The 23,784-nt window shown below is 64.1% G+C and carries 22 protein-coding genes and 1 tRNA gene; 10 read left to right on the forward strand and 13 right to left on the reverse strand.

What is annotated here, in order from left to right; all coding sequences use genetic code 11:
* Positions 1-60 precede the first annotated feature (60 nt).
* Positions 61-288, reverse strand: a complete 228-nt coding sequence (locus tag O3306_RS00985; RefSeq protein ID WP_272002036.1) for a DUF1150 family protein — start codon at positions 286-288, stop codon at positions 61-63.
* 12 nt (positions 289-300) lie between these two features.
* A complete protein-coding gene (locus O3306_RS00990; RefSeq protein WP_272002038.1) occupies positions 301-720 on the reverse strand; it encodes an Hsp20 family protein in 420 nt (139 codons plus the stop codon).
* Between the two features lie 168 nt (positions 721-888).
* Between O3306_RS00990 and O3306_RS00995 the strand changes: the two genes are divergently transcribed.
* From O3306_RS00995 to O3306_RS01005, 3 genes are read left to right on the forward strand one after another with little or no spacing between them, the layout of a single operon-like run.
* Positions 889-1,113: a YdcH family protein gene (locus tag O3306_RS00995; RefSeq protein WP_272002041.1), complete on the forward strand. Its 225-nt coding sequence runs from the start codon at positions 889-891 to the stop codon at positions 1,111-1,113.
* Between the two features lie 47 nt (positions 1,114-1,160).
* A complete protein-coding gene (gene purE / locus O3306_RS01000; protein WP_272002043.1) occupies positions 1,161-1,649 on the forward strand; it encodes a 5-(carboxyamino)imidazole ribonucleotide mutase in 489 nt (162 codons plus the stop codon).
* Complete coding sequence (locus O3306_RS01005) at positions 1,642-2,715, forward strand: 5-(carboxyamino)imidazole ribonucleotide synthase (protein ID WP_272002045.1); 1,074 nt, start codon at positions 1,642-1,644, stop codon at positions 2,713-2,715. Before purE ends, O3306_RS01005 begins: the two co-directional genes overlap by 8 nt.
* A gap of 90 nt (positions 2,716-2,805) precedes the next feature.
* On the opposite strand, the gene rnr is transcribed toward O3306_RS01005, so the two are convergent.
* Positions 2,806-5,061 (reverse strand): ribonuclease R, encoded by a 2,256-nt coding sequence (gene rnr / locus O3306_RS01010; protein WP_272002047.1) that lies wholly within the window; start codon positions 5,059-5,061, stop codon positions 2,806-2,808.
* A gap of 243 nt (positions 5,062-5,304) precedes the next feature.
* Between rnr and leuC the strand changes: the two genes are divergently transcribed.
* The 4 genes from leuC (at position 5,305) to O3306_RS01030 (ending at position 9,743) form a co-directional block, all read left to right on the forward strand.
* Complete coding sequence (gene leuC, locus O3306_RS01015) at positions 5,305-6,711, forward strand: 3-isopropylmalate dehydratase large subunit (protein WP_272002049.1); 1,407 nt, start codon at positions 5,305-5,307, stop codon at positions 6,709-6,711.
* Between the two features lie 82 nt (positions 6,712-6,793).
* Positions 6,794-7,399, forward strand: a complete 606-nt coding sequence (gene leuD / locus O3306_RS01020) for a 3-isopropylmalate dehydratase small subunit (RefSeq protein WP_272002052.1) — start codon at positions 6,794-6,796, stop codon at positions 7,397-7,399.
* A gap of 473 nt (positions 7,400-7,872) precedes the next feature.
* Positions 7,873-8,667: a hypothetical protein gene (locus tag O3306_RS01025; RefSeq protein ID WP_272002054.1), complete on the forward strand. Its 795-nt coding sequence runs from the start codon at positions 7,873-7,875 to the stop codon at positions 8,665-8,667.
* Positions 8,668-8,774: 107 nt separating this feature from the next.
* The gene (locus O3306_RS01030) at positions 8,775-9,743 is read left to right on the forward strand and encodes an endonuclease/exonuclease/phosphatase family protein (RefSeq protein ID WP_272002815.1); all 969 of its coding nucleotides are present in this window, start codon (positions 8,775-8,777) and stop codon (positions 9,741-9,743) included.
* Positions 9,744-9,747: 4 nt separating this feature from the next.
* Here O3306_RS01030 and hemF read toward each other — a convergent pair whose 3' ends face one another.
* From hemF to zapE, 5 genes are all read right to left on the reverse strand, one after another.
* The gene (gene hemF / locus O3306_RS01035; protein WP_272002056.1) at positions 9,748-10,632 is read right to left on the reverse strand and encodes an oxygen-dependent coproporphyrinogen oxidase; all 885 of its coding nucleotides are present in this window, start codon (positions 10,630-10,632) and stop codon (positions 9,748-9,750) included.
* 55 nt (positions 10,633-10,687) lie between these two features.
* Positions 10,688-11,488, reverse strand: a complete 801-nt coding sequence (locus O3306_RS01040) for an SDR family NAD(P)-dependent oxidoreductase (RefSeq protein ID WP_272002059.1) — start codon at positions 11,486-11,488, stop codon at positions 10,688-10,690.
* A gap of 162 nt (positions 11,489-11,650) precedes the next feature.
* Positions 11,651-12,634: a class I SAM-dependent methyltransferase gene (locus tag O3306_RS01045; protein ID WP_272002062.1), complete on the reverse strand. Its 984-nt coding sequence runs from the start codon at positions 12,632-12,634 to the stop codon at positions 11,651-11,653.
* 8 nt (positions 12,635-12,642) lie between these two features.
* A complete protein-coding gene (gene clpS, locus O3306_RS01050; protein WP_272002065.1) occupies positions 12,643-12,984 on the reverse strand; it encodes an ATP-dependent Clp protease adapter ClpS in 342 nt (113 codons plus the stop codon).
* Between the two features lie 191 nt (positions 12,985-13,175).
* The gene (gene zapE, locus O3306_RS01055) at positions 13,176-14,234 is read right to left on the reverse strand and encodes a cell division protein ZapE (RefSeq protein WP_272002066.1); all 1,059 of its coding nucleotides are present in this window, start codon (positions 14,232-14,234) and stop codon (positions 13,176-13,178) included.
* 330 nt (positions 14,235-14,564) lie between these two features.
* On the opposite strand from zapE, the gene O3306_RS01060 reads away from it, so the two are divergent.
* A complete protein-coding gene (locus O3306_RS01060) occupies positions 14,565-15,527 on the forward strand; it encodes an acetyl-CoA carboxylase carboxyltransferase subunit alpha (protein WP_272002069.1) in 963 nt (320 codons plus the stop codon).
* A gap of 22 nt (positions 15,528-15,549) precedes the next feature.
* Here O3306_RS01060 and O3306_RS01065 read toward each other — a convergent pair whose 3' ends face one another.
* On the reverse strand, positions 15,550-16,197 hold the full coding sequence (locus O3306_RS01065) for a GntR family transcriptional regulator (protein ID WP_272002072.1): 648 nt from the start codon (positions 16,195-16,197) through the stop codon (positions 15,550-15,552).
* 39 nt (positions 16,198-16,236) lie between these two features.
* On the reverse strand, positions 16,237-16,923 hold the full coding sequence (locus tag O3306_RS01070; RefSeq protein WP_272002075.1) for a M48 family metallopeptidase: 687 nt from the start codon (positions 16,921-16,923) through the stop codon (positions 16,237-16,239).
* Positions 16,924-17,039: 116 nt separating this feature from the next.
* Between O3306_RS01070 and O3306_RS01075 the strand changes: the two genes are divergently transcribed.
* Together O3306_RS01075 and O3306_RS01080 are read left to right on the forward strand one after the other, a co-directional pair.
* Positions 17,040-17,357 carry a TIGR02300 family protein gene (locus tag O3306_RS01075; protein ID WP_272002077.1) on the forward strand — a complete coding sequence of 106 codons (318 nt, stop codon included), beginning with the start codon at positions 17,040-17,042 and terminating at the stop codon, positions 17,355-17,357.
* Between the two features lie 178 nt (positions 17,358-17,535).
* Positions 17,536-17,611: transfer RNA gene (locus O3306_RS01080), tRNA-Ala, on the forward strand.
* Between the two features lie 139 nt (positions 17,612-17,750).
* On the opposite strand, the gene O3306_RS01085 is transcribed toward O3306_RS01080, so the two are convergent.
* Genes O3306_RS01085 through O3306_RS01095 form a run of 3 tightly spaced genes read right to left on the reverse strand, consistent with a single transcriptional unit; the run spans position 17,751 to position 23,777 of the window.
* The gene (locus tag O3306_RS01085; protein ID WP_272002080.1) at positions 17,751-19,757 is read right to left on the reverse strand and encodes a preprotein translocase subunit SecA; all 2,007 of its coding nucleotides are present in this window, start codon (positions 19,755-19,757) and stop codon (positions 17,751-17,753) included.
* Entirely contained in the window at positions 19,750-21,903 is a 2,154-nt protein-coding gene (locus tag O3306_RS01090; protein ID WP_272002083.1) for a PqqD family peptide modification chaperone, read from the reverse strand. The genes O3306_RS01085 and O3306_RS01090 overlap by 8 nt, the downstream gene beginning before the upstream one ends.
* Positions 21,903-23,777, reverse strand: a complete 1,875-nt coding sequence (locus O3306_RS01095) for an HlyD family efflux transporter periplasmic adaptor subunit (protein ID WP_272002086.1) — start codon at positions 23,775-23,777, stop codon at positions 21,903-21,905. Before O3306_RS01095 ends, O3306_RS01090 begins: the two co-directional genes overlap by 1 nt.
* Positions 23,778-23,784: the final 7 nt, after the last annotated feature.

Here is a 23,784-nt window from a genome sequence, read left to right on the forward strand (position 1 = left end):
GCCACACGCACCGCCTTGTTCAAGCAGCAAGACTCTATGGTCAGGCCACACGCATCCCGATTAGTGCACTGCCACCGGCGTCAGATCGTTCTGCCGGGCCAGCACAAAGGCCAGCTTGCGGTCACGCACCAGCGCCAGTCGCTCACCCTCGGCGCTGTGAACGGCATAAAGCCGGTCCAGCCCATGAACCTGTGCCTGCAGAGCCTGCGGCAGTTCGGTCACATCGACCGAACGCACATATGCGATGCGGTTTTGTTCGCCTGCGCCAAAATCATACTTGGTATCCATACTCTTCCTCTCCTATGCGCGGTTCTTGTTGATCTTGATGGTCTGTACGGCCATCTCGGGTTGGGCCCGGGTCAGATCGACATGCAGCAGCCCGTTTTCCATGATCGCCGCGCCCACCTCGACGCCGTCAGCCAGCACGAAAGATCGCTGAAACTGGCGGCCCGCGATGCCGCGATGCAGGAATACCCGTTCGCCCATGTCGTCGGCTTGGCGGCCACGTATGACCAATTGCCTGTCCTCGACCGTCACGGCCAGATCATCTTCGGAAAACCCGGCCACGGCCAAGGTAATGCGATAGGAGTTTTCGCTGGTCTGTTCGATATTGAACGGCGGATAGCCTTCGTTGCCGGATTTGGCGCTGCGTTCCAGCAACCTTTCCAGCTGTTCAAAGCCCAGCATGTAGGGGTGTGCCCCTAAAGTCAGTTTTGTCATCGACATGTCCTTGAATCTAAGCGACCGGTCCATATGCAAGTGGCCCCATTCTGGCGACCACCGCATGAAAGGAATATGGGCACTCACTCCGGGCGCCGCAAGGGCTTTGCGAAACGTGCAACAGCGCCTATCCTGTCTTTCCATGCAACCTTGAGGGAATCGGGGCTTATGAACGCTTTTGGCGACCTGTCGATGAAATCGGACGACGTGCTCCACGTCGAGCTGATCGAATTCCGCCGTCAGCACCGTGATCTGGATCTGGCAATCTCGGCGCTCGAAGAGCGCGGTCCGCTCGATCGGCTTACAATCAAACGGCTCAAGCAACAGAAATTGCGTCTCAAGGACCGGATTGCCTATATCGAGGACCGTCTGACGCCGGATATCATTGCCTAGCCGTCGCGGGTGAGTATAGTGCGCCCTCCAACATCGGGGGACACGACATGCCGGACGTGACAGTAGGGATCATCATGGGCAGTCAGTCGGACTGGCCCACGATGAAGCAGGCCGCGGAAATTCTGGACGAACTGGACATCGCCTACGAGACCCGGATCGTATCAGCCCACCGTACCCCGGACCGGCTTTGGGATTACGGCCTCAACGCCGCCGAACGCGGCCTGAAGGCGATCATCGCCGGCGCGGGTGGGGCCGCGCACCTGCCGGGCATGATGGCATCCAAAACCCGCGTGCCCGTGATCGGCGTGCCGATCCAGACCAAGGCCCTGTCGGGTATAGACAGCCTTTACTCCATCGTGCAGATGCCGCGCGGTTATCCGGTCGCAACCATGGCGATCGGTGCTGCGGGAGCTGCCAATGCCGGGCTGATGGCCGCCGCGATTCTGGCCAACAATGACGCCGCACTGGCCGAACGACTGGACGCCTGGCGCGCCGCGCTCTCGGCCTCGATCCCGCAGGAGCCTCGTGATGACTAACCCCCTGCCACAAGGCGCAACCATTGGTATCCTCGGCGGCGGGCAGCTGGGGCGTATGCTCAGCGTTGCAGCCGCGCGTCTGGGCTTCAAAACCTGCATCTTCGAACCCGGCGCCGACTGCCCCGCCAGCCACGTGGCCAACGCCCATATTCAAGCGGCATACGAGGACGAGGGCGCGCTGCGCAAATTTGCCGCCAGCGTCGATGTCATCACCTTCGAGTTCGAGAATATCCCCACCTCTGCGCTTGATATTCTTGAGGCGCTCAAGCCCGTGCGCCCGAACCGCAAGGCCCTGCGTGTCAGCCAGGATCGGCTGGTGGAAAAGGCATTTCTGAACGATCTGGGGCTGCAAACCGCCCCATTTGCCGCCGTGGATGATGGCGTGGACCTGACCCAAGCCATGTCCGAAATCGGCCTGCCCGCGATTCTGAAAACCCGCCGTTTTGGCTATGACGGCAAGGGACAGGCCCGTATCAGCAGCCCCAACGAGGCCGAAGCGGCGCTGGCCGAGATGAACGGCGCGCCGTCGCTCTACGAGGGGTTCGTGGACTTCAGCCGCGAAGTTTCGGTGATCGCCGCGCGAGGTCTGGCTGGCGACGTGGCCTGCTACGATCCCGGCGAGAATGTGCATGAGGGCGGCATCCTGCGCACCACGACCATACCGGCACGCCTTACCACCGCCCAGCGCACCGACGCCGTGCTGCTGGCAGCGAAGATCCTGAACAAGCTGGATTATGTCGGGGTGATGGGGGTGGAGCTGTTCGTGACGGACGCCGGCCTCGTGGTGAACGAGATCGCGCCGCGCGTGCATAATTCGGGCCATTGGACGCAAAACGGCTGCGCGGTGGATCAGTTCGAACAACATATTCGCGCGGTCGCGGGCTGGCCGCTGGGCGGCGGCGTGCGGCATTCGAACGTGGTGATGGAAAACCTCATCGGTGACGACATGGACCGCGTGCCGGATCTGGCAAAAGACGGAACTGCCGCGCTGCACCTCTACGGCAAGGCCGAGGTCAAACCGGGCCGAAAGATGGGCCATGTAAACAAGATCACCGGCCCGGCCTGAACGCCCGCCGCAGCCGGGTCGTGCCGCGAAACCACCCCGGCACGACTCTCTGTGCCAGAGGTTTCCAAGCGCTAGGGAAACGCCTGATTGTCAGGTCCGTGTGCGCTTCACTTTCTTCTTGGCTTTCGCCGCCTTGCGTTTGGCCTGCCCCAGCTTGCGTCTGGGCGATTTGCCCCGTGCGCCGGACGCGCCGCGCGTCGCCGCCTTGCCCTCGATCGTGATCAGGTCAAGCGAGATACCGCCCGTTACAGGCGCCGCCTCGGCCAGTCGTACCGTGACCCGTTGGCCCAGCCCGATCACGCGGCCCGTATCTGATCCGGTCAGCGTCGCAGTGCCCGGATCGAACTGGAAATACTCGCGCCCCAGATTGCGGATGGGGATCAGCCCGTCCGCCCCGGTTTCGTCCAGCCGGACGAACACGCCGAACTTGGCAATGCCGCTGATTCGCCCCGAGAACTCCTCGCCCACGCGCTCGCTGAGGAAGGCCGCGAGGTAGCGGTCATTGGTATCGCGCTCGGCCATCATGCTGCGGCGCTCGGTTTCCGAGATATGCTGTGCCGTCGCCTCCAGCTGGTCCTCGTCGCCGGGCTGCAAACCGTCATCGCCCCAGCCATGCGCCGAGATCAGCGCGCGATGCACGATCAGGTCAGCGTAGCGCCGGATCGGCGAGGTGAAATGCGCATAGGCGCGCAGCGCCAGTCCGAAATGGCCAAAATTGCTGGGCGCGTAATAAGCCTGCGTCATGGCGCGCAGGGTGCTCATGTTGATCTGCTCGGCATGGTCCGTGCCCGCAGCGCCGCGCAACAGCGAATTGATATGATGCGTCTTCAGCACCTGCCCCTTGGCCAGCGTCAACCCGGCCGCCTCGGCCACCTCGCGCAGCGTATCCAGCTTTTCCTCGGGCGGCTCTTCGTGGACCCGGAAGAGCAGCGGGGATTTCTTCGCGTTCAGCACCTCGGCGGCGGCGACATTCGCCAACACCATGAATTCCTCGATCAGCTTGTGCGCGTCCAGCCGGTCGGTGAAATTCACGCTGAGCACTACGCCCTCTTCGCTCAGCTCTACCTTGCGTTCGGGCAGGTCCAGCTCCAGCGGTTGACGATGCTTTCGCGCGATCTTGAGCGTTTCGTACGCGGCATACAGCGGACGGATCACGTCCTCCATCAGCGGGCCGCATTTGTCGTTCGGCGCGCCGTCCATCGCCGCCTGCACCTCTTGGTAGTTCAGCGATGCGGCAGAGCGCATGAGGCCACGCACGAATTTCTGCCCAATCTTCTCGCCCTGGGCGTTGACCACCATGCGCACCGCGATGCAGGCGCGCGGCACGCCTTCGTGCAAGGAACATAGATCACCCGACAGCCGATCGGGCAGCATCGGCACCACGCGATCCGGGAAATAGCTGGAATTGCCGCGCTTGCGCGCCTCGGCATCCAGCGCCGAGCCGGGCGTGACGTAATGGGCCACATCGGCGATGGCCACCCAGATCACATGACCGCCCTCGTTTTTCGGGTCTTCATCGGCATGGGCGTAGCAGGCATCGTCGTGATCGCGCGCATCCCATGGGTCGATGGTGATCAGCGGCATGTCCCGCAGATCGGTGCGCCCTTTGAGGCCCGCAGGCTTCATCGCGTCCGCCTCGGCGATCACCTCATCGGGGAAATCATCCGGAATACCGTGCTGGTGAATCGCGATCAGTGACACGGCGCGGGGCGCGCTGGGATCGCCCAGCCGCGCCAGAATCCGCGCGCGCGGCAAGCCCATGCGGTCCTTGGGGCCGGATTGTTCGGCCTCCACCAACTCACCATCCTTGGCGCCCGCCGTTGCATTCTCGGGCACCAGCCATTCCTTGCCGTTGCCCTTGTCGATGGGCAGAATGCGCCCGCCTTCGCTGCCTTTCCGGAACACGCCCAGCACCTTGTGCGGATTGGTGCCGATACGGCGGATCAGCCGGGCCTCGTATTGGTGGGCCTCGCCGGTCACTTCCTGCAGCCGCGCAAGGATACGCTCACCTGTGGCCAGCGCCGGGTCGCCCGCCCGCGGCACCAGCAAAACGGCAGGCTCGGTGCCGCTGCCCTGCCATTCCAGCGGGCGTGCCATCAGGTCACCATCCGGCGTCGGCTCTGTCACTTGCAGCACGCTGACGGGCGGCAGGCGATCCGGATCGCGGTAGGTCTTCTTGCGCTTTTCCAGATGCCCCTCGGCCTCAAGCTCCTTGAGCACGCGTTTCAGGTCGATCCGCGCGGCACCCTTGATCCCGAAGGCCTTGGCGATATCGCGTTTCGAGGTGAGGGTCGGGTTGTCGGAAATCCATTGCAGGATTTCGTCCTTGTTGGGCTGCTGGCTCATAATGCTGATCTATCATGGCAAACGGCGGGCGTCATCCGGGATTACGACACAGTGCCGGCGGCCCTTGCGAGACTCGGGGAAGCTCTATATCTGATCTTGCATGAGACGGATTTTTGACATGGACGATCGCGCGCGCCTGCCCTGGCGGTTTTTTGGCGCATCTGTGAGTGTTCTAGCCCGCCTATGAGGCGCGCTACCCCCTGTCACGCCTGAATACCATCTGAACAATACGGGAGAGGACCCATGTCCCCCAAAACGCTCTATGACAAAATCTGGGATGCCCATCTGGTGCATGAGGCCGAGGATGGCACTTGCCTGCTGTATATCGACCGGCATCTGGTGCATGAAGTGACCAGCCCGCAAGCCTTTGAAGGGCTGCGCATGGCCGGTCGCAAGGTGCGCGCCCCGGACAAAACGATTGCCGTGCCGGACCACAACGTGCCCACGACACTGGACCGCGCCAACGCCGCCACCATGACCGAAGACAGCCGCATCCAGGTCGAGGCGCTGGACCGGAACGCCAAGGAAACAGGCATCCACTACTATCCGGTCAGTGACGTCCGCCAGGGGATCGTGCATATCGTCGGCCCCGAACAGGGCTGGACCCTGCCCGGCATGACCGTGGTCTGCGGTGACAGCCATACCGCGACACATGGCGCATTCGGCGCACTGGCGCATGGCATCGGCACGTCGGAGGTCGAGCATGTGCTGGCCACCCAGACGCTGATCCAGCAGAAATCGAAGAACATGAAAGTCGAGATCACCGGCAAGCTTTCGCCCGGTGTGACCGCCAAGGACATCACGCTGACCGTGATCGGCGAGACCGGCACCGCCGGCGGCACCGGCTACGTGATCGAATATTGCGGCGAGGCGATCCGCGATCTCAGCATGGAAGGCCGCATGACCGTCTGCAACATGGCGATCGAAGGCGGCGCGCGCGCCGGGCTGATCGCGCCGGACGAAAAGACCTTTGAATACTGCAAAGGCCGCCCGCACGCACCAAAAGGCGCGGCATGGGAGGCGGCGCTGGCCTGGTGGAAGACGCTCTATTCCGACGACGACGCGCATTGGGACAAAGTCATCACGATTCGTGGTGAAGACATTGCGCCGGTCGTCACCTGGGGCACATCCCCCGAGGACGTGCTGCCGATCACTGCCTCCGTCCCCGCCGCCAGCGACTTTACCGGCGGCAAGGTCGGCGCGGCGCAGCGCAGCCTCGACTACATGGGTCTGACCCCCGGCACACCGCTGAGCGAAGTCGAGATCGACACGGTGTTCATCGGCTCGTGCACCAATGGCCGGATCGAGGATCTGCGCGCTGCGGCCGCGATCCTGAAAGGCAAGAAGATCAAGGAAGGGTTGCGCGCCATGATCGTGCCAGGCTCTGGTCTGGTACGCGCCCAAGCCGAGGAAGAAGGGCTGGCCGATATCTTCATCGAGGCCGGGTTCGAATGGCGGCTTGCGGGCTGCTCCATGTGTCTGGCGATGAACCCCGATCAACTCTCGCCCGGCGAGCGCTGCGCCGCCACGTCGAACCGTAATTTCGAGGGCCGCCAGGGCCGCGGTGGACGTACGCACCTGATGTCCCCCGCGATGGCGGCCGCCGCAGCCGTGACCGGCAGGCTCACGGACGTGCGCGAGATGATGTGAGGTCGACCGCCGGGCCACGGGCCCGGCGCACCCAGATTTGGCAGGACGGGCTCCAGCCCGCTACCGCACCAGGAGACACGACATGGAAAAATTCGAAAAACTCAGCGGCGTCGCCGCACCAATGCCGATGATCAATATCGATACCGACATGATCATCCCCAAGCAGTTCCTAAAGACGATCAAGCGTTCCGGACTGGGCGTGAACCTCTTTGACGAGATGCGCTATGACGATAACGGTGAGGAAATCCCCGATTTCGTTCTCAACCAGCCTGCGTATCGCGACGCGCAGATCCTGGTGGCCGGAGACAATTTCGGCTGCGGTTCGTCACGCGAACATGCGCCTTGGGCGATCAAGGATTTCGGCATTCGCTGCGTGATCGCACCCAGCTTTGCCGACATCTTTCACAACAACTGTTTCAAGAACGGCATCCTGCCCATCGCCCTGCCGCAGGAACAGGTCGATCTCTTGATGGACGAGGCGCAAAAAGGCGCGAATGCGCGGATCGAGATTGATCTGGAATCCCAGACCATCACCACGTCTGACGGTGAGACGATCTCTTTTGACGTTGACCCGTTCAAGAAGCACTGCCTGCTGGAAGGGCTGGATGATATCGGCCTTACCTATGAAAAGAGTGCGGCGATCGACAGCTTCGAAACCCGCTCGGCGGCCGAGCGCCCCTGGGTCTGATCGAAACAGCCCCGTTGCCCGGCCCTGGCGCCGGCCATCAGGGCTCTGCGTCCGCAATTCGGCGTATTGCGGACGCTTCAGTTTCGCGTTTCACCTGAGACCTCGCGACATCGTATCAAGACCCGTGTTGGCCCCGCAGGGCATGAACGGGTTTTTGTGATACATGAGAAAAGACCACCAACATCTTGTGTTTGTGCTTTTTTCTGATTTCCTCTCACCCCTTGATTGATGTATTCTCGCACCAGTTGTGAGATCAATACCGCGCCTTCCCTAGGGTAAGCTCAGCAAATTCTTGAGACAGTGCCAAAAACACGGCAAGAATAAGACATAAATGAGGCATACCGCGCGAATGTGCGGGATCAAGTTGGGACAACGTTGCGGCATCGTATCGCAACAGGCCAAGTTGAAGGGATCAAGCGGTGATTACACAGCTTACGGGCGCCATTTTGCGCGCATTTTTGGTGGCATTGCTCATGGCAATACCGTCCTTGGTCTTGCCTTCGGTCGCCTCTGACACCGCGCAGATCGTGATCATCCTGGGGTTTCTCGCCGGGATCATGGTCTTTGTCGAATATCACGGGCATTGCGCCAGCATCGTCGAATTCCGCTTTGCTCCCCCCTACAATCGGCTGAAATACGGCTTTATCGCACTGACCGTCCTGCTGATGTCGATCATCACGCGCGGCCTGACGGATCCCGGCAGCTGGAGCGTCCTGTTGACCGGGATCGGTCGCGGCATCGGCCAAATGCTCGATTTTCCTTACTCGCCCGTACGGCTGGTGATGGTGCTTTTGCCCCACAACACCGATGTCCAGACCGTTGACCTGCTGCGCACCTTTGCCGGGCTCAGCTACGCATTGTCCTTCGTGATGGTATTCACCTTCATCGGCCTGGTGCATCTCAGGGGTTGGCCGGTGCGGCGTCAGGCGTTCAACGTGCTGCTCAATCTGCCTCTGTTCGACCCGACCGCCGGCGGCGATGTGGTCAGTCGCCTCAATCGGGACGCCAGCATTCATATTTCGTTAGGCTTTTTGCTGCCATTCTTGATGCCAGCAGCGGTCCTTGTGATCTCGAAACTGATCGACAGCTTCGAGACCCTCGGACCACAGGCCCTGATATGGACGATATGCGCATGGTCCTTCATTCCCGCCAGCATGATCATGCGCGGCGTCGCGACAAACCGGATTGCCGATCTGATCACGGCCAAGCGTCGCCGGGCCTATGCCCGCGCCGCGTCCGAAGCCGACGAGTCCATGCAAACCGTCTGATTGCGGCGCTTCTGGTCTGGCTCTGCGCCGTCGTATCCGCTCCGGCCGAAACCCTGCGCATCGCCACCCTCAATACCGAATTGGAGCGCGACGGGCCGGGTTTGCTGTTGCGCGATATCGAGCGCGGGCAGGATGCGCAGATCGACGCGCTGATCCAAGTCATCATCCAGGTCGACCCCGATATCCTCGTCCTGCAAGGGGTTGACTACGATCTGGAACTACGCGCGCTCAGTGCCTTGCGGGACCGGGTGTCAGCCGCCGGGTCGCATTACCCCCATGTCTTTGCCCGACGCCCGAACACCGGCTGGCAAACCGGCCATGATCAGGACGGCGATGGTCGTCTGGGTGAGCCCGAGGATGCGCATGGCTTTGGCCATTTCGCGGGAATGGGCGGCATGGCGATCCTGTCGCGCTTTGCGCTGGACGAAACGCGGGTGCAGGACTTCAGCACGCTGCTCTGGCGTGACCTGCCGGGCGCGACATTGCCGCAACGGGACGGGCAGCCCTTTCCCTCGGCCGCGGCACAGGCGGCGCTACGGCTGGCGTCGGTGGCTCATTGGGGCGTGCCCGTCCAGCACCCCGACGGGCCGCTGTACCTGATGGCCTTCCACGCCACCGCGCCGGTCTTTGACGGGCCAGAGGATCGCAACGGGCTGCGTAACCGCGATCAATTGCGCTTCTGGCCGCTCTACCTGGATGGGGCTTTCGGGCCTGCGCCGGAGCGGCGGTTTGTCCTTGTCGGGTCCGCCAATCAGGACCCGCAGGACGGTGAAGGGCTCAAGGAAGGCATCCGCGAACTGCTGAGCGATCCGCGCCTGACCGACCCGCACCCGATGCGCGCGGGGCCTGCGCCGGATGCGGCGGGTCATCGCACCGATCCACGTCTGGATACCGTCGCATGGCCCACCCCGGATCCGGGGCATCTGAGGGTCAGCTACATCCTGCCGTCAAAGGATTGGCAGGTCGTGGCGTCCGGCGTGCACTGGCCGCCCGATGACACGCCCGCAGGCGCCACCGCCGCAGCGGCCAGCCGACACCGCATGGTCTGGGTCGATCTGCGCGCGCCGGAGGACTGACGACTCAGGCCCATTTGGCCATGGGCGGCAGCGACATAAGCACCGCGTTGGCGTCATGCCCGGTGGCAAGACCGAACTTGGTGCCCCGGTCATAGACCAGATTGTATTCCGCATAGAGCCCGCGATGCAGCAGCTGCGTTTCCTTGTCGGCGTCGGTCCATTCCTGCACGCGCCGTGCCTCTATCAGCGGGACGAATGCCGGCAGGAAAGCCCGGCCGATATCCTGCGTCAGTGCAAAATCAGCCTGCCAGTCACCACTGTTGCGGTCATCCAGGAAGATACCGCCGACGCCGCGCGCCCGGCCCCGGTGCGGGATGTAGAAATACTCGTCCGCCCAGGCCTTCAGCTCTGGATAGAGGTCGGTCCCGTGCGGATCGAGATGCGCCTGCTGGGTCCGGTGGAAATGGGCAGTGTCCTCGGCATATTCGATACACGGATTCAGGTCCGAACCACCACCGAACCACCACGCATGCGGCGTCCAGAACATCCGCGTATTCATGTGCACAGCAGGGCAATGCGGGTTCTGCATATGCGCCACAAGGCTGATCCCACTGGCCCAGAAGCTGGGATCGCGCTCCATGCCGGGGACACCGCGCGCGGCCATCGCCCGCTGCGCCGCTTCGCCCAACTGGCCGTAAACCTCCGAGACGTTCACGCCAACCTTCTCGAACACGCGGCCTCCGCGCATCACGCTCATCAGCCCGCCACCTGCGTCACCACCATCCCCGGCGGCACGGCGTGTCTCGGTCATCTCGAACCGGCCTGCGGCACGATCCGACAGCGGCCCGGTGGTGTGGCTGTCTTCCAGCGCCTCGAACGCGGTCACGATCTCGTCGCGCAATTGCCGGAACCATGCGGCGGCGCGTTGCTTTTCCTTGGTGAAATCCATGATGTTCCCCCGTTCAATCAATGCAAAGGCGCCCATCCGGGCGGATGAGCAGCCCCTAGTGCGCCGAGACCGCCACCGGGTCGAGCAGCGACCGCCCGCCATCCACGGTCAGGATCTGACCGGTCATGAACGCGGCACTGTCGCTGGCCAGGTACTGCGCCGCTTCGGCCAGTTCCCACGGCGACGCGACACGGCCCAGCGGCGTATGCGCCTCGATATCGGCGCGAAAGCTGCGATTGTCCTTCAACTTTTCTTTCAACGAGGCGCTCATCACCGATCCGAACGCCAGCGCATTCACCCGAATGCGGTGCGGCGCCAGCGTGACCGCCAGCGAGCGGGTCATCTGATCCACCGCCGCGGTCGAGACTGAATAGGCCAGAAGGTCAGGCCGCGTGCGCCGCGCGGCGATCGACGACAGGTTCACGATTGATCCCGCCGGGCCCTCTTCTTGCCCCTCGGATTGCTTGATCATCCGTTTCGCCACCAGTTGGCTCAGGCGCAGAGATGTCATCAGGTTCTGCGTGAGCAATTCCTCGACACCATCATCATCGGGGTTGAGCGGGTCCGATACCACCACCTGCCGTGACGCGTTGACCAGGATATCGACGCTGTCGAAAGCATCCAGCGTCGCCGAGAGTAGGTTGGCCAGCGTCAGCTTTTCGCGCAGGTCGCCTGCGAAATACCGCATCGCGTCGCCGTCCTTGTCGTCGCCCAGTTCGGCGATCAGCCGTTCCTCGTCCATATCGGCGAACATCACGTTCGCCCCCTTGTCGGCAAAGTGCCGCCCGATGGCGAGGCCGATGCCGTTGGCGCCGCCGGTGACGATCGCGGTCTTTCCGGAAATCGAGAATGACATGATGCAGGTCCTCGTGACGTGATTTTGCGTGGGCAAGGTTAAGGTGTTTGGTGAAAAACCTGAACAGCGGCTGCTCGCAAGACGCGGCAAGCCATCCGGGCGTCAAGCATGCCTGGCATCAACCCTGGCACCTCTGGCCCGACAATAGGCACACTGGCCAACTCAGCGCCGCTGACGCGCGGGGCGCCGCGCATGTAACAGCTTGAACTTGTTATCGCCCGCGATCTCGTTGGTTTCCGCAAACAACTCGGCGAGGTGGCGCTCGTAAGGCAGATGCCGGTTGGCGACCATCCACAGTTGCCCCTGCGGTTTCAGCAGGCGGGCGGCGGCGGCGATGAACGCCGTGCCCAGCTTCGGATCGGCGCTGCGCCCGGTATGAAAGGGGGGATTCATGATCACTGCGTCGGGGCGGGCATCGGGCTCCCAGTGCAGCGCGTCGGCCCAGTGCAACTGCGCGCGCGCATCGGTCACGTTCTGCCGCGCACATTCCAGCGCCGCATGGCTGGCCTCGACCAGATCAATGCGCGCGATGTTGTCTCGTTCCAGCGCGCGGGCCGAGAGGTAGCCCCAGCCCGCCCCAAGATCGACCACATGCGCTCCGATTTGCTGCGGCAGATGATCGGCCAGATAGCGGGATGCAGGATCGATCCCGTCGGCGGAAAAGACCCCCGGCGCCGTGACGAAACCCGCCTCGATCGCAGCAGGTCCGGCGGGCATCCAGCCGGCAAGGTCCACCGCCGAATCGAACCAGAAAAGCTTGCCATGTGCCTTGTTGATCGGGCCGGAAACAGCGGTGCGTTTACGCATCTCCTTCAACGCCGATTCGATTCCATCCGTCTTGGTCCCGTCCACCAAGACCGGCCCGTCGGTGACCGAGGCCGCCAGCGCGATCAGCGCGCGCGCCTCAGCCTTGGCTCGCGGGATCTCGATCAGAGCAGCCCCGTAGCGCCCCTCTGGTGCGACACCACAGTCGAAACCGCGCGCCTCGAAATCTTCGAAATCCGGGCGATTTCCGGTGATCACGTGACACTGATCCGCCTGCAACGGCGACAGGTCCATGCCGGCACGTGGGGCAAAAACCGCGACGCGCGCAGTATCGGGCAGGCAAAGCCCGCTTTCCAGCGCCAGGGGCAAACGGGGATGCATTGTAATGCCTACTCTTTTTCCATCGTGCATTGCAGAGGATGCTGATGCTGGCGGGCAAAATCCATCACCTGCGCCACCTTGGTCTCGGCGATCTCGTGGCTGAAGACACCGACGACCGCGACACCCTTCTTGTGCACGGTCAGCATGATGTCAAAGGCCTGCGCGTGGCTCATGCCGAAAAACCGCTCCAGCACCGCAACGACGAATTCCATCGGCGTATAGTCGTCATTGAGCAGCAGCACCTTGTAAAGTGGTGGTCGCTTGGTCCGCTCACGCGTCGCGACCACGACAGAGACATCATTGTCATCGTCGTTTTCGGGGCCGGCCAATATGTCTGCGTGCGTGTACATCATGTCTCAACGAAGGGCATTCGTGCGGAGTCTATATAGCCTCTCTGGCGTGGGTGAAAAGGGGGCGTGCCATGCAGGGCCAACCGATTGAAGCATATCTGTCGATTATCGCTTTTGATGCGGATGACACCCATTGGCAGAATGAACAGTTTTTTCGTCTGATCAAAGATCATTTTGCCGCGTAAAACGCCTTATTCCAAGCCCCAATCCTCGGCCTGCATCTCGCGCAACCGGCTCGCGGTGCGCTCGAACTCGAACGTGCCCTCGCCTTCGACGTAGAGATATTCAGGTTCAGCCGCCGCCGAGCAGATCAGCCGCACCTTTGCCTCGTAAAGCGCGTCGATCAGCGTCACGAACCGCTTGGCCTCGTTGAAATTCGACCGGCCCAGTTGCGGGATGTTTTCCAGCACCAGCACCCGCGCGGCCTCGGCCAGTGCCAGATAGTCGGCCGGTCCCAGCGGCTTGCCGCACAAATCGTAGAAAGACGCGCGCGCCACGCCGTTGTGAAAGGCCGGGATCTCGACCTGGCGTTTCTGCACGATCAGCGTATGGGGCTTTGCCTGTCCGCCGGTCAGATCCTGCCAAATCGCCGCGATCTCGGCACGGGTCTCGGCGTTGACGGGGGTGAAATAGGTCTGACTGCCCGCGATCCGGTCCTGCCGGTAGTCAGTGGGAGATTGCAGGTGATACACCACCATCCGCTGCTTGATCAGCTCGATGAAAGGCAGAAAGAGTTGGCGATTGAGCCCGTTCTTGTAGAGGTCATCGGGCACCCTGTTCGATGTCGCGACGACCACCACACCGGCGGCAAACAGCGCCTCAAAGAGGCGACCCACCACCATCGCATCGGTGATGTCGGTGATCTGCATCTCGTCGAACGCCAGCAGGCGCACATCCTTGATGATCTTTTCCGCAACAGGTGCCAGCGCATCCTCGCGCCCCGCCTGACGTGCGGCGTGCATCCCGGCGTGCACCTCTTGCATGAAGGCGTGAAAATGTACCCGCCGACAGGCCGAACCGACAGTTTCGGCAAAAAGGTCCATCAGCATGGATTTGCCGCGCCCCACACCGCCCCAGATATAGAGGCCCTTGGGCGGCTCCGGAGCCTTCTGAAACCAGCCCTTGCGCACCGGTGCGGCGAGGGCAGCGCGAATGCGCTCGAACTCGGGCATGATCGCTTCTTGCGCCGGGTCATGGCGCACCCTGCCTTCGGCAACCAGGCGATTGTAAATGTCTGGCATCGTTTCCATCCGGACAGGGATACCTTGCTGCCGAGCCATAGAAAAGCAGGAACCCGTGCGCTGCCTGCGCGCGCCCTGCGGAATTGCTGTTCACGTCAGAATGGTTTGCAATGGCGTCCTGTAGCCTCTAACGAAATTCATTGCTGGCCCTGTGACGAAACCGCGCGCATTCTGTCCACCCCCGCCCATCGCAAGCACCCCCGTTGGATTCGCCGTGAAACGGTGCCATATCCCGGCAAACAGGCGGCAAACTTGCCCGCGATCCCGGTAGCCGCCGAAGCGATTGCATTTCGCCCCTTCCACCGCCATATATCGCAAGCACCCGTGATGGAGCCGCATATGACCAATTATCTCGACTTCGAAAAACCCCTTGCCGAAATCGAAGGCAAGGCCGAAGAGCTGCGCGCGATGGCCCGCGCCGGCGAAGGGGTCGATGTCGAGGAAGAGGCCGGCGCGCTGGACAAGAAAGCCGCCGCGATGCTGCGCGATCTCTACAAGGATCTGACGCCGTGGCGCAAATGCCAGGTCGCACGCCACCCCGAACGGCCCCATTGCAAGGACTACATCAAGGGTCTTTTCACCGAATACACGCCGCTGGCCGGGGATCGCAACTTTGCCGACGACCACGCGGTGATGGGGGGGCTGGCCCGTCTGAACGATACGCCGGTCATGGTCATCGGCCACGAAAAGGGCAACGATACCAAATCCCGGATCGAACGTAATTTCGGCATGGCGCGCCCCGAAGGGTATCGCAAGGCGATCCGCCTGATGGAAATGGCCGACAAGTTCGGCCTGCCAGTGATCACCTTGGTCGATACGCCGGGCGCCTATCCTGGCAAAGGCGCCGAAGAGCGCGGCCAGTCCGAGGCGATTGCCCGCTCGACCGAGATGTGCCTGCAAATCGGCGTGCCATTGGTCAGCGTGATCATCGGCGAGGGCGGATCGGGCGGTGCCGTGGCCTTTGCCACCGCCAACCGCGTCGCGATGCTGGAGCATTCGGTCTACTCTGTAATCTCTCCCGAGGGATGCGCGTCGATCCTGTGGAAAGATCCCGAGAAGATGCGCGAAGCCGCCGAGGCGCTGCGCCTGACAGCCAAGGACCTGATGCGTCTGGGTGTTGCCGATCGGATCATCGAAGAGCCGATGGGTGGTGCACATCGCGACCCAAAGACGGCGATCGACGCTGTCGGCAAATCGATTCTGTCGATGCTGGACGATTTGTCAGATCAGACCCCGGAAAAGCTGATCAAAGATCGGCGGCAGAAATATCTCGATATGGGGGCCATCGGCCTGTCCGTCTGACAGCCCAAGCCCCTGCTGCTGGTCAGCCGGTCAGCATCCGCAACCCCTGCGTTACATCCGAGCGCACCACGAGCCGCAGGCCCGGCTCATCCCCAGCCTTGAGCGCCGCGATGATCAGCCGGTGAAAATGCGGCGGCTCCTTTTGCTGCAACCGGCCGTAAAGCACGCGCATCGTCGGCCCCAACTGCAACCAGACCGTTTCGGCCATGGCCAGCATCGCAGGTGCCTGCGCGCGCAGATAGAGTGTGCGATGAAACTCCAGATTGCGACGGATAAAGCCGACGGCATCCTGTCGCGCGATATCCTCGGCGATCTGTGCATTGATCGACGTCAGCCGATCGATCAGCGCGATATGTGCGCGGGGCAAAGCGCGGCTGGCCAGTTCCACCTCTATCAGCGAACGCAGCGCGGCCAGTTCCTCGATCCGGTCATTGCTCAGCTCCGGAGTGGACACCCGCCCCGACAAGCTGAGTGTCAGCGCGCCCTCGGCCACGAGGCGGCGCAGCGCCTCGCGTGCGGGCGTCATCGACACGCCGAATTCGCGCCCGATGCCGCGCAGGGTCAGCGCCTGCCCCGGCGCGATCTCGCCATGCATGATGCGGCTGCGCAGCCCGCGATAAACACGGTCATGGGCGGCGGGGCTTGGATCGGGGCGCGGGTTGAGCAGCATGACCTAGCTAGTGATCACAAATCAACGCGGGGTCAACGCTCAAAACCGGTAACGATGCAGCGTCCCCCCGTTGACACGCAACCATTTGCGCGGTGCCGCGTATCCGGGCAGCAGCTGATCAACCAGCGCCCAGAAGGCCGGTGAGTGGTTCATCTCCTGCAGATGCGCCACCTCATGCGCGGCGACATAGTCCAGCACTTCGGGCGGCGCGAGAATCAGCCGCCATGAATACATCAGCCCCGCATCCGCGGTGCAAGACCCCCAGCGCGAGCGCGTATCGCGCAGCGTGATCCGCCCGTAGCTGCGCCCCAGCGCCGCGGCGTGGCGGTCCGATGCGGCCACCAGCCGTTCGCGCGCCAATGTCCGCAGCCAAGCCTGCACCCGCGCGGCCGCACTGTCCGGCGCGCCCGGCACCAGCAGACGGCCCTCTTCGGCCACCACACGCCGGCCCGTGCCCGGCGCAATCGTCATTTCCTGACCTTCGACCGGCAGAACGGCGCCAATCGACACCTGCACTTCCGGCTCTTGCCGCATCAGTTGTTGCGCCAGCCAATCCTGCTTGGACCGGGCAAAATCCAGCCCCTCACGCTCCGGCAGACCGCGCGGCATGGTCAGCGTCACCCGCCCGTCCAGGCCCGACACCCGCAGCGAAATACGCCGCGCCCGCGCCGAGCGCCGCAGCGTGACCGCGATCGGGGGGTTGCCGGGAAGAACGTGGTGGCCCATATGCTCTCCATGAAGCGATCAGCGGTGCTCAGGCCGCAAAGCCTTTGACACCTCCGCCCTGTTATGGCAGGGGACGCTGATTGCCCGCAAGGTTTGAAATGTGAGAGGGATCACCCATGCCCAAAGAAGAATGGGGCGTCAAACGCGTCTGCCCGACCACTGGCCAGCGCTTTTACGACCTGAACAAAGATCCGATCATCAGCCCGTACACGGGTGAGGTCGTCGAAATGAACAACGGCAAGTCCCGTTCGATCAAAGCGGACGCTGAAGATGCCGAAACGAAGAAGCTGAAAGACGCCGACGATGTCGTGCTGGATGACGACGATGATGTCGATGTCGATCTTGGCGACGACGTGCTGGAAGATGACGACGACACCGATGATGTCTCGCTCGACGACATCGCCGACGTCGCCACGAATGACGACGACAGCTGACGACACTCGGGGGCGGGATTTTTCGCTTGATCCCGCCCGGCGACTTGCCTAAAGCGTTCCGGGATGTTGTTGGACCACGGCAACATCCCGGAACGCTCTGGAACAGAAAATGTCGCGGGCGTTTTGAAGTCAGGTTGCGCGTCAACTTGATCTTGAATCGCCGTGACAGGCGAAAAACGGGGCCTTAGCTCAGCTGGGAGAGCGCTTGCATGGCATGCAAGAGGTCAGGGGTTCGATCCCCCTAGGCTCCACCAAATCCCACCCCAATTTCTGCGACGACCTGACAGGGCGCGACGCGTTCGCCCGCGATACGTGATCCGGCCCGGGATGGCAGCGATTTGCCCGCGATCCGCCTTCAGCGATCGCGAATCACACATTAACACCTGCCTGATTTCAGATGTTGTCCGGCCTGAAGCCCAGCGCCTTTTCCTGCTTGCGCGCGCGCCGAACCGTTTCGGCCCGGCGGCGAAGGCCACGACGTTCTGCCCGCCCTTGCGCAAGGTTCCGCAGCAACTCGGCCAGCGGCGAAGGCAGGCGGCCCGGCCAACGCGCTGTGATCCAGCCCAACAGACGGACCATACCGGGGGCCATGTCCGAAAACAGCGCATCCTCCAGCGACACATAGGCAGCGGCGGACCCGCGCTGACCCTGCCGCCCGGTGCGACCGATCAGCTGGCGGTCGATCCGCGACGAGCCGTGGAATTCGGTCACGATGACATGCAGCCCACCCTCGGCCTCGACCTCTTTGGCGACGGGGATATCGGTGCCGCGCCCGGCCATGTTGGTGGCCACGGTGATGCGCCCCGGCTGCCCCGCTTGCGCCACGATCTCGGCTTCGTCCGCGTCCTGACGCGCATTCAGAACCACCGGCGTCTGTCCCGCCGCGCGCAGCCGTTCGGCGATCTCTTCCGACGCGGCAACCGACCGGGTACCGATCAGCACGGGCCGCCCCTGCGCCGCCATGCGCGCCGCGTCTCGTGCCACCGCCTGCCACCGCCTGTCCGCGCGACCATAGAGCCTTGTGCGCGCCATCCGGCGGCGGCTCTGGCGATGGGTCGGCAGGCGCAGCACGGCGCGGCCATGGCTCAGGCGCAATTCGCGTGCCACTTCGGACGCGGTGCCGGTCATACCGGCAAACCACAGGTAGCGCGCGAAAAACGTCTGATAGGTGATCTGCGCCAGCGTTTCGCGCATGCCAGAACGTTCCACCCGCTCCTTGGCCTCGATCATCTGGTGCAGCCCGCTCTGCCATTGTCGGTCTGCCATCACCCGACCGGTGAATTCATCGACGATGGCAAGGCCCTCATCGGTCAGGATGTAATGCTCGTCCCGCTTGTAGAGGTGCAGCGCCGACAGCGCCTGCACCATCGCTTCGCGCCGGGCGGTTTCTGCCACCAGCGCGGGCGTGGGCGGCACCAACCCCGCCAGCACGTCGTCGGCGGGCGGCAGCAGGCGCACGCGGCGCGCCTTGCGGTCCAGGTGGTAATGCGTGCCCTCCTCCAGCGTGTCGGCCAGCGCCAGCATCACATCATCCGCAGCGCGTTCCGCATCTCCGCCGGGGCGTTCGGCAGTGATGATCAGTGGCGTCTGCGCCTCGTCGATCAGGATGCTGTCAACCTCGTCGATCACCGCGAATCCCAGCCCCCGCGTCAGAATCCTCGCCGCGTCGCGCCCTCCGTCGCGGCCCAGCATGCGCCGCGACAGGGTGGCCAGAGCCGTGCGGTCATTCCCCATCGCCAGCCGGTCGCGCAGATAGTCGAAGGCTATGTCGGAATTGGTGGAAAATACCACATCGGAATCGTAGATCGCCGGCCGCAGGTGATGCTCGGTTTCCTCGGTGATGACGCCAAAGCTCAGCCCCAGCGCTTCCAGCACCGGGGCCAGCGTTTCGGCATCGCGCGTAGCCAGATAGGGGTTGACCGTGATCACATGCACCGGCGTGCCGGTGAGGGCCACCAGAACGGCGGGGATCAGGGTGGTGATCGTCTTGCCCTCGCCTGTGGCCATCTCGACGATACGGCCCCGCGTCAGCGCCAGCCCGCCGGTGATCTGCACCGGATGATGCCGCATCTGCCGTTTGCGCCATGTCATCTCGCGCACCCCCGCGGCGGCGATGCGCATCGGACGCCCTTTCAGGCCTTGGGCCAACAGCAGCGGGGCCTGCGCGCGTATCTCTGCCACCAATTCTGCGTCATCGAGCGCGGCCAGTTCTTCGCCAATGCGCATCACGTCGCGCGTCTCCAGCCAGCTGCGCAAACCCGGCCCGGTGGTGGCCCGGCGCAGATACGACAGCACTGTCAGCACCACCTCGTCCGAGCGCTTGGGCGGGATCGGCCGCCGCTCCGGCTCTGCGGTATCGGCGCGCTCGGGCGTCACCCATGGGCGCGCGGCGTCAGACATCGAACGCCCGCAGGAACAGCGCACGCACCTCGCGCGCGACGCGCACCGCCAGCGACTTAGGCGCAAATGCCAGCCGCACATGGGCGCGCATGCCATAAGCCGGGCGCGGCGCACCATCGGGCAGCCCCAGGTCCAGCTGAAAGATCTGCCTGGCGCTGCGCAGTGGCCCGTCGCCGCCCGGAACTGTCGCGAAGGTTCCGCCACCATCCAGCGCCAGCACCGGCGAAGGCAGCACATCACCGCCCGCGGGCACCTGCCGCAAAATGCTGGCGGACAGGATCACATCCGGGCTATCGGCAAAGCGCAACTCGATCCCGCGTATTTCGCGGCTCATCAGCGTCGCCAGATCCTGCGGAATCGCCACGCGAATGACCGGTTCGGCGTCCGGCAATACATGCCCGATCACCGCGCCCCGGGCAAAGAACCGACCTTCCAGCCCGGTGGTCATCGGTAGGTTCAGCTGCCCGGGCAATGCTGCTGTCACCTGCAATTGCGCCAACCGGGCATTGGCGTCGTCGCGGGCGATGCGCGCCTCGCGGACCCGGTCGCGGAATTTCGCGGCGCTGGCGCGATCCTTGGCGCGGGCGGCGGCATATTGCGCCTCGGCCTTGGCCAAGCGTGCGCCGCGCACCCGCGCCTCGGCTTCCAGATCGGGGGCCGCCACGGTGAAGAGCGGCGCGCCCAGCGCCACGCGGTCCCCGTGCGCTGCCTGCTGGGCGGTGATGCGGCCCGCTTGCGGCGCGCGCAGAATCGCCTCATCAGGCAGCCATACGACGCCCTGTACTACCGCGTAATGCGGCAATGGCAGCGCAAAGAGCAACCCGCCAAGGACCACCACCGCCGCCCCCGCCCCCAGCACCGCGCGTTGTCCGACGCTCTGGATACGCGGATCGGTCAGCCCCTTGTGCGCGGTCTTCAGCACCGGCCAGACCAGCATCAGCGACACCGACCACAGCGCCAGCAACACACCCACAAGCCGGTAGGTGGTGGCGATAAAGAGCGCGATGGTGATCGAGATGAAGATCCGGTAGGCGAACGCGGCAGGCGGGTAGAGCGCGAACCAAAGCCTCTCCCAGCCGCCGATCTGCATACGGGTGCGCGCCCGCTCTCCGGTGCCAAGAAGATAAACGCGCACGACCTCACCCCACCATTCATTGCCGCGCTTGGCCATGTTGGGGATCTCGATGATATCGCACAGGACATGGTAGCCGTCGAACTTGAGCAGCGGATTGCCATTGACCGCCAGCGTCGACAGGCCGGAAATCACCATGGTGTTGAACAGCACCGTGCGCACCATCCCCGGCTCTGCCTGCGTCCAGAGGAACAAGGCAATGCTCGCGATGACCAGTTCGACAACGACACCGGCGCCAGCCACCGCCGCGCGGTCCCATTTGGACGGGAAGGAAAGCGAGGCCGACGCCTCGACATAGGGGATCGGATAGAAGGCGATGAACATCAGCCCCATTTCGTGCACTTCGCCGCCCCGACCGCGCACGGTGACACCGTGGCCGATCTCGTGCACCGCCTTGACGACGGGATAGATCAGCGCAATCAGCGCCAGGTTTTCAAGGTCCAGAAACCCTTCCAGCCCGCGCGCCGTCAGCGCCTGCCAGTGCAGCGGTAGCACCACCAGCGCAGCGACGATGATCACCAGCGCGCTCAGCCACCAAAGTGCGCGGGGTACCGCGCCCATCGCGGATGAAAGCGCTTTCAGAAACTTGTCCGGGTCGATCAGCGGCAGGGTGATCGACGCCGGGTTCAGCAGCAGTTTCTTCCATTTTTGGATACGATCCTTGTCGCGCCGCTCCAGCAGATCATCCAGCAGCGGCGTCTCGGCGTTGTCCAGCAGGTCCGACTGGTGCAACTGGCTCAGCAGGCGGACGATTTCGTCCTGCGTCGGCGCGTCTTCGGCCAGCCGCGTGGTCAGTTCTTCCCAGATATCCTCGACTGACCGCACGCCATCCAGCCGCCCGGCGACCTCTTGGGCGGCCGGGGTCAGGCGGTGCACCTTGGTCCCGGTGCTGTCGGTCAGCACATACCACGGCTGACCCAGATAGATGTGCCGGATGACCCGCACATCACGGCGCAGGCGCGGGCGCGCGGCGCTGATCCGGTACCAGTCATTAGAGCGGTGCGTGTCCGACATCAGGGCACCCAGCGCCACAGCAGCAGTTTCGCACGCACCAGCGAGCCACGCAGCCAGGCATGCGCGAGGCTGGTGGAACCCGCTTCGATCTTGGCCACGCCCTGCAATCCGGGACGCAGCCCGGCGGGCGGATCGGTGACAAGCGCCTCGATCCGAAACCGGTTTTCACCCTCACCGGGGTCCGACACGGCGGCGATGGATTGCACCGAAAAGGGCACCGGGTCATCCGGCAGGCCCGCCAGCACGGCACGCCCCACCTGCCCCGACTGCACCAGCCCGAGGTCATACTCGCTGACATCGATACGCAGCCGCCAGCCGTCCTGCCGCGCCACCTCGAACAGGGTATCGCCCCGGCTGACCGGCGCGCCGATCCGCTGGCTCAGATCGCCCGACACGATCAACCCGGCTATGGGCGCGGTGATGCTCAGCCGCGCCAGCCGCGCGGCCGTCAGGTCGGCGGCGGCCAGTGCCTCGCTCAGGTCGGCGTTGGCGACGGCGGCGGCAGCGCGATCCCCCTCGGCCAGCGCCTCTCGCAGGGCTTGGCGCGCTTCGCCTATGCGCGCGGTCGCAGCGGCGGCCTCAAGCTCCAGATCGCTGGAGTCGAGCCGCGCCAGCAGATCGCCCGCCCGCACCTGCTGGCCCGCTCGCGCCGGGGCCTCGGCCAGAAACCCGTCAACCGGGGCCACGGCGGCCTGCTGCTCGGCCCCCTCGACAGTGGCATCGGCACGCACCCGCAGATCGGTCTGGATCAACATTGGCAGCCCCAGCGCCAGCACCACGCCAATCGCCCCCAGCGCCAGCGCCGGGCGGCGCCCCAATACCGCGCTCAGGCCCCGGCCCGCCCAATCGCGCAACCGCCCGGACACCAAACGGCGTTCGTCGTACTTGGCCTTCAGCAGCGGGGCCAGCGCCGCGGCGACCAAGCGCAGCTCATCCTGCGTGCCCTCGGCCAGCGCCACCGCCTCGTCGCCCTCGCGCCGCCGCTCCAGCAGCAACACGCCGACCGCCTGCCCACGCACCAGCAGCGGCGCCGAGATCAGCGCACCGGCCCCCAGATCGCGCGCCAGCGCCCGGTGGGCGACGTCAATCATCTGCCGTGCGCCCTCGCGTGTGGGCCAGACGACGCAGCCCGCCTGCGCCACTGCCTCGTCCATCGCCGCCTCATAGGCCGCGACCGCTTCGGTCCGCTTGTCAAAGGCGGCGACCCGGCTCAGCGCCTCCAGCCGCACGCGGCCACGCCGCAACATGCCGATGGCCGCGATGTCGAACCCGGTCAGATCCGGGATCGCGTTGACCAGCGCCAGTGCCGCGCCGTCGAACCGCGCGTGTGCATCGCAGGCAGCCAGCAGGTCGGTCAGCAATTGTGCGCTGCTGGCCTGTTTGCGCCCCAGTGTCGCTTGCCCCTGCATCAGCCGCGCCTCGATCCAGCCGCAGGACCAGTGCAACTCTCGCATCAGCGCACGCATTGCCGCACCGTCAGGGTGCTTTGTCAGCGACAGCACCAAAATCCCCTGCACGATACCACCACTATCGATGGGATATCCCAGCAAGGTATGATCTTCGCGGCGTTGCAACAGCGGCTCCGGCTTGCGCAACAGCGCCTCGGCCAGCGTCACATAGGCGTCGGTCTGATCCTCGGCCACCTGCCAGAGCGCCGCCACGCCCAGCCGCCCGCCATCGCCGCGCAGAAAGAGCACGCCGCCCTCGGCCCCGGCGATCCGGTCGGCGGCAATCGCCAGCCAGCCGGCAAGATATGCCGCACCATCAGATGGATCGAGAAAGGCGCGCCACGGGTCGGCGGGCGCGGCGACGACAGGCGTCTGGATGCCGTCATCGGGTTGCGCCCGATCCTGGGTTTTGCCCTGGTCCTGCAAAGCGGGG

It is taken from the genome of Roseovarius sp. ZX-A-9, from assembly GCF_028369135.1.
Classification (GTDB): domain Bacteria; phylum Pseudomonadota; class Alphaproteobacteria; order Rhodobacterales; family Rhodobacteraceae; genus Roseovarius.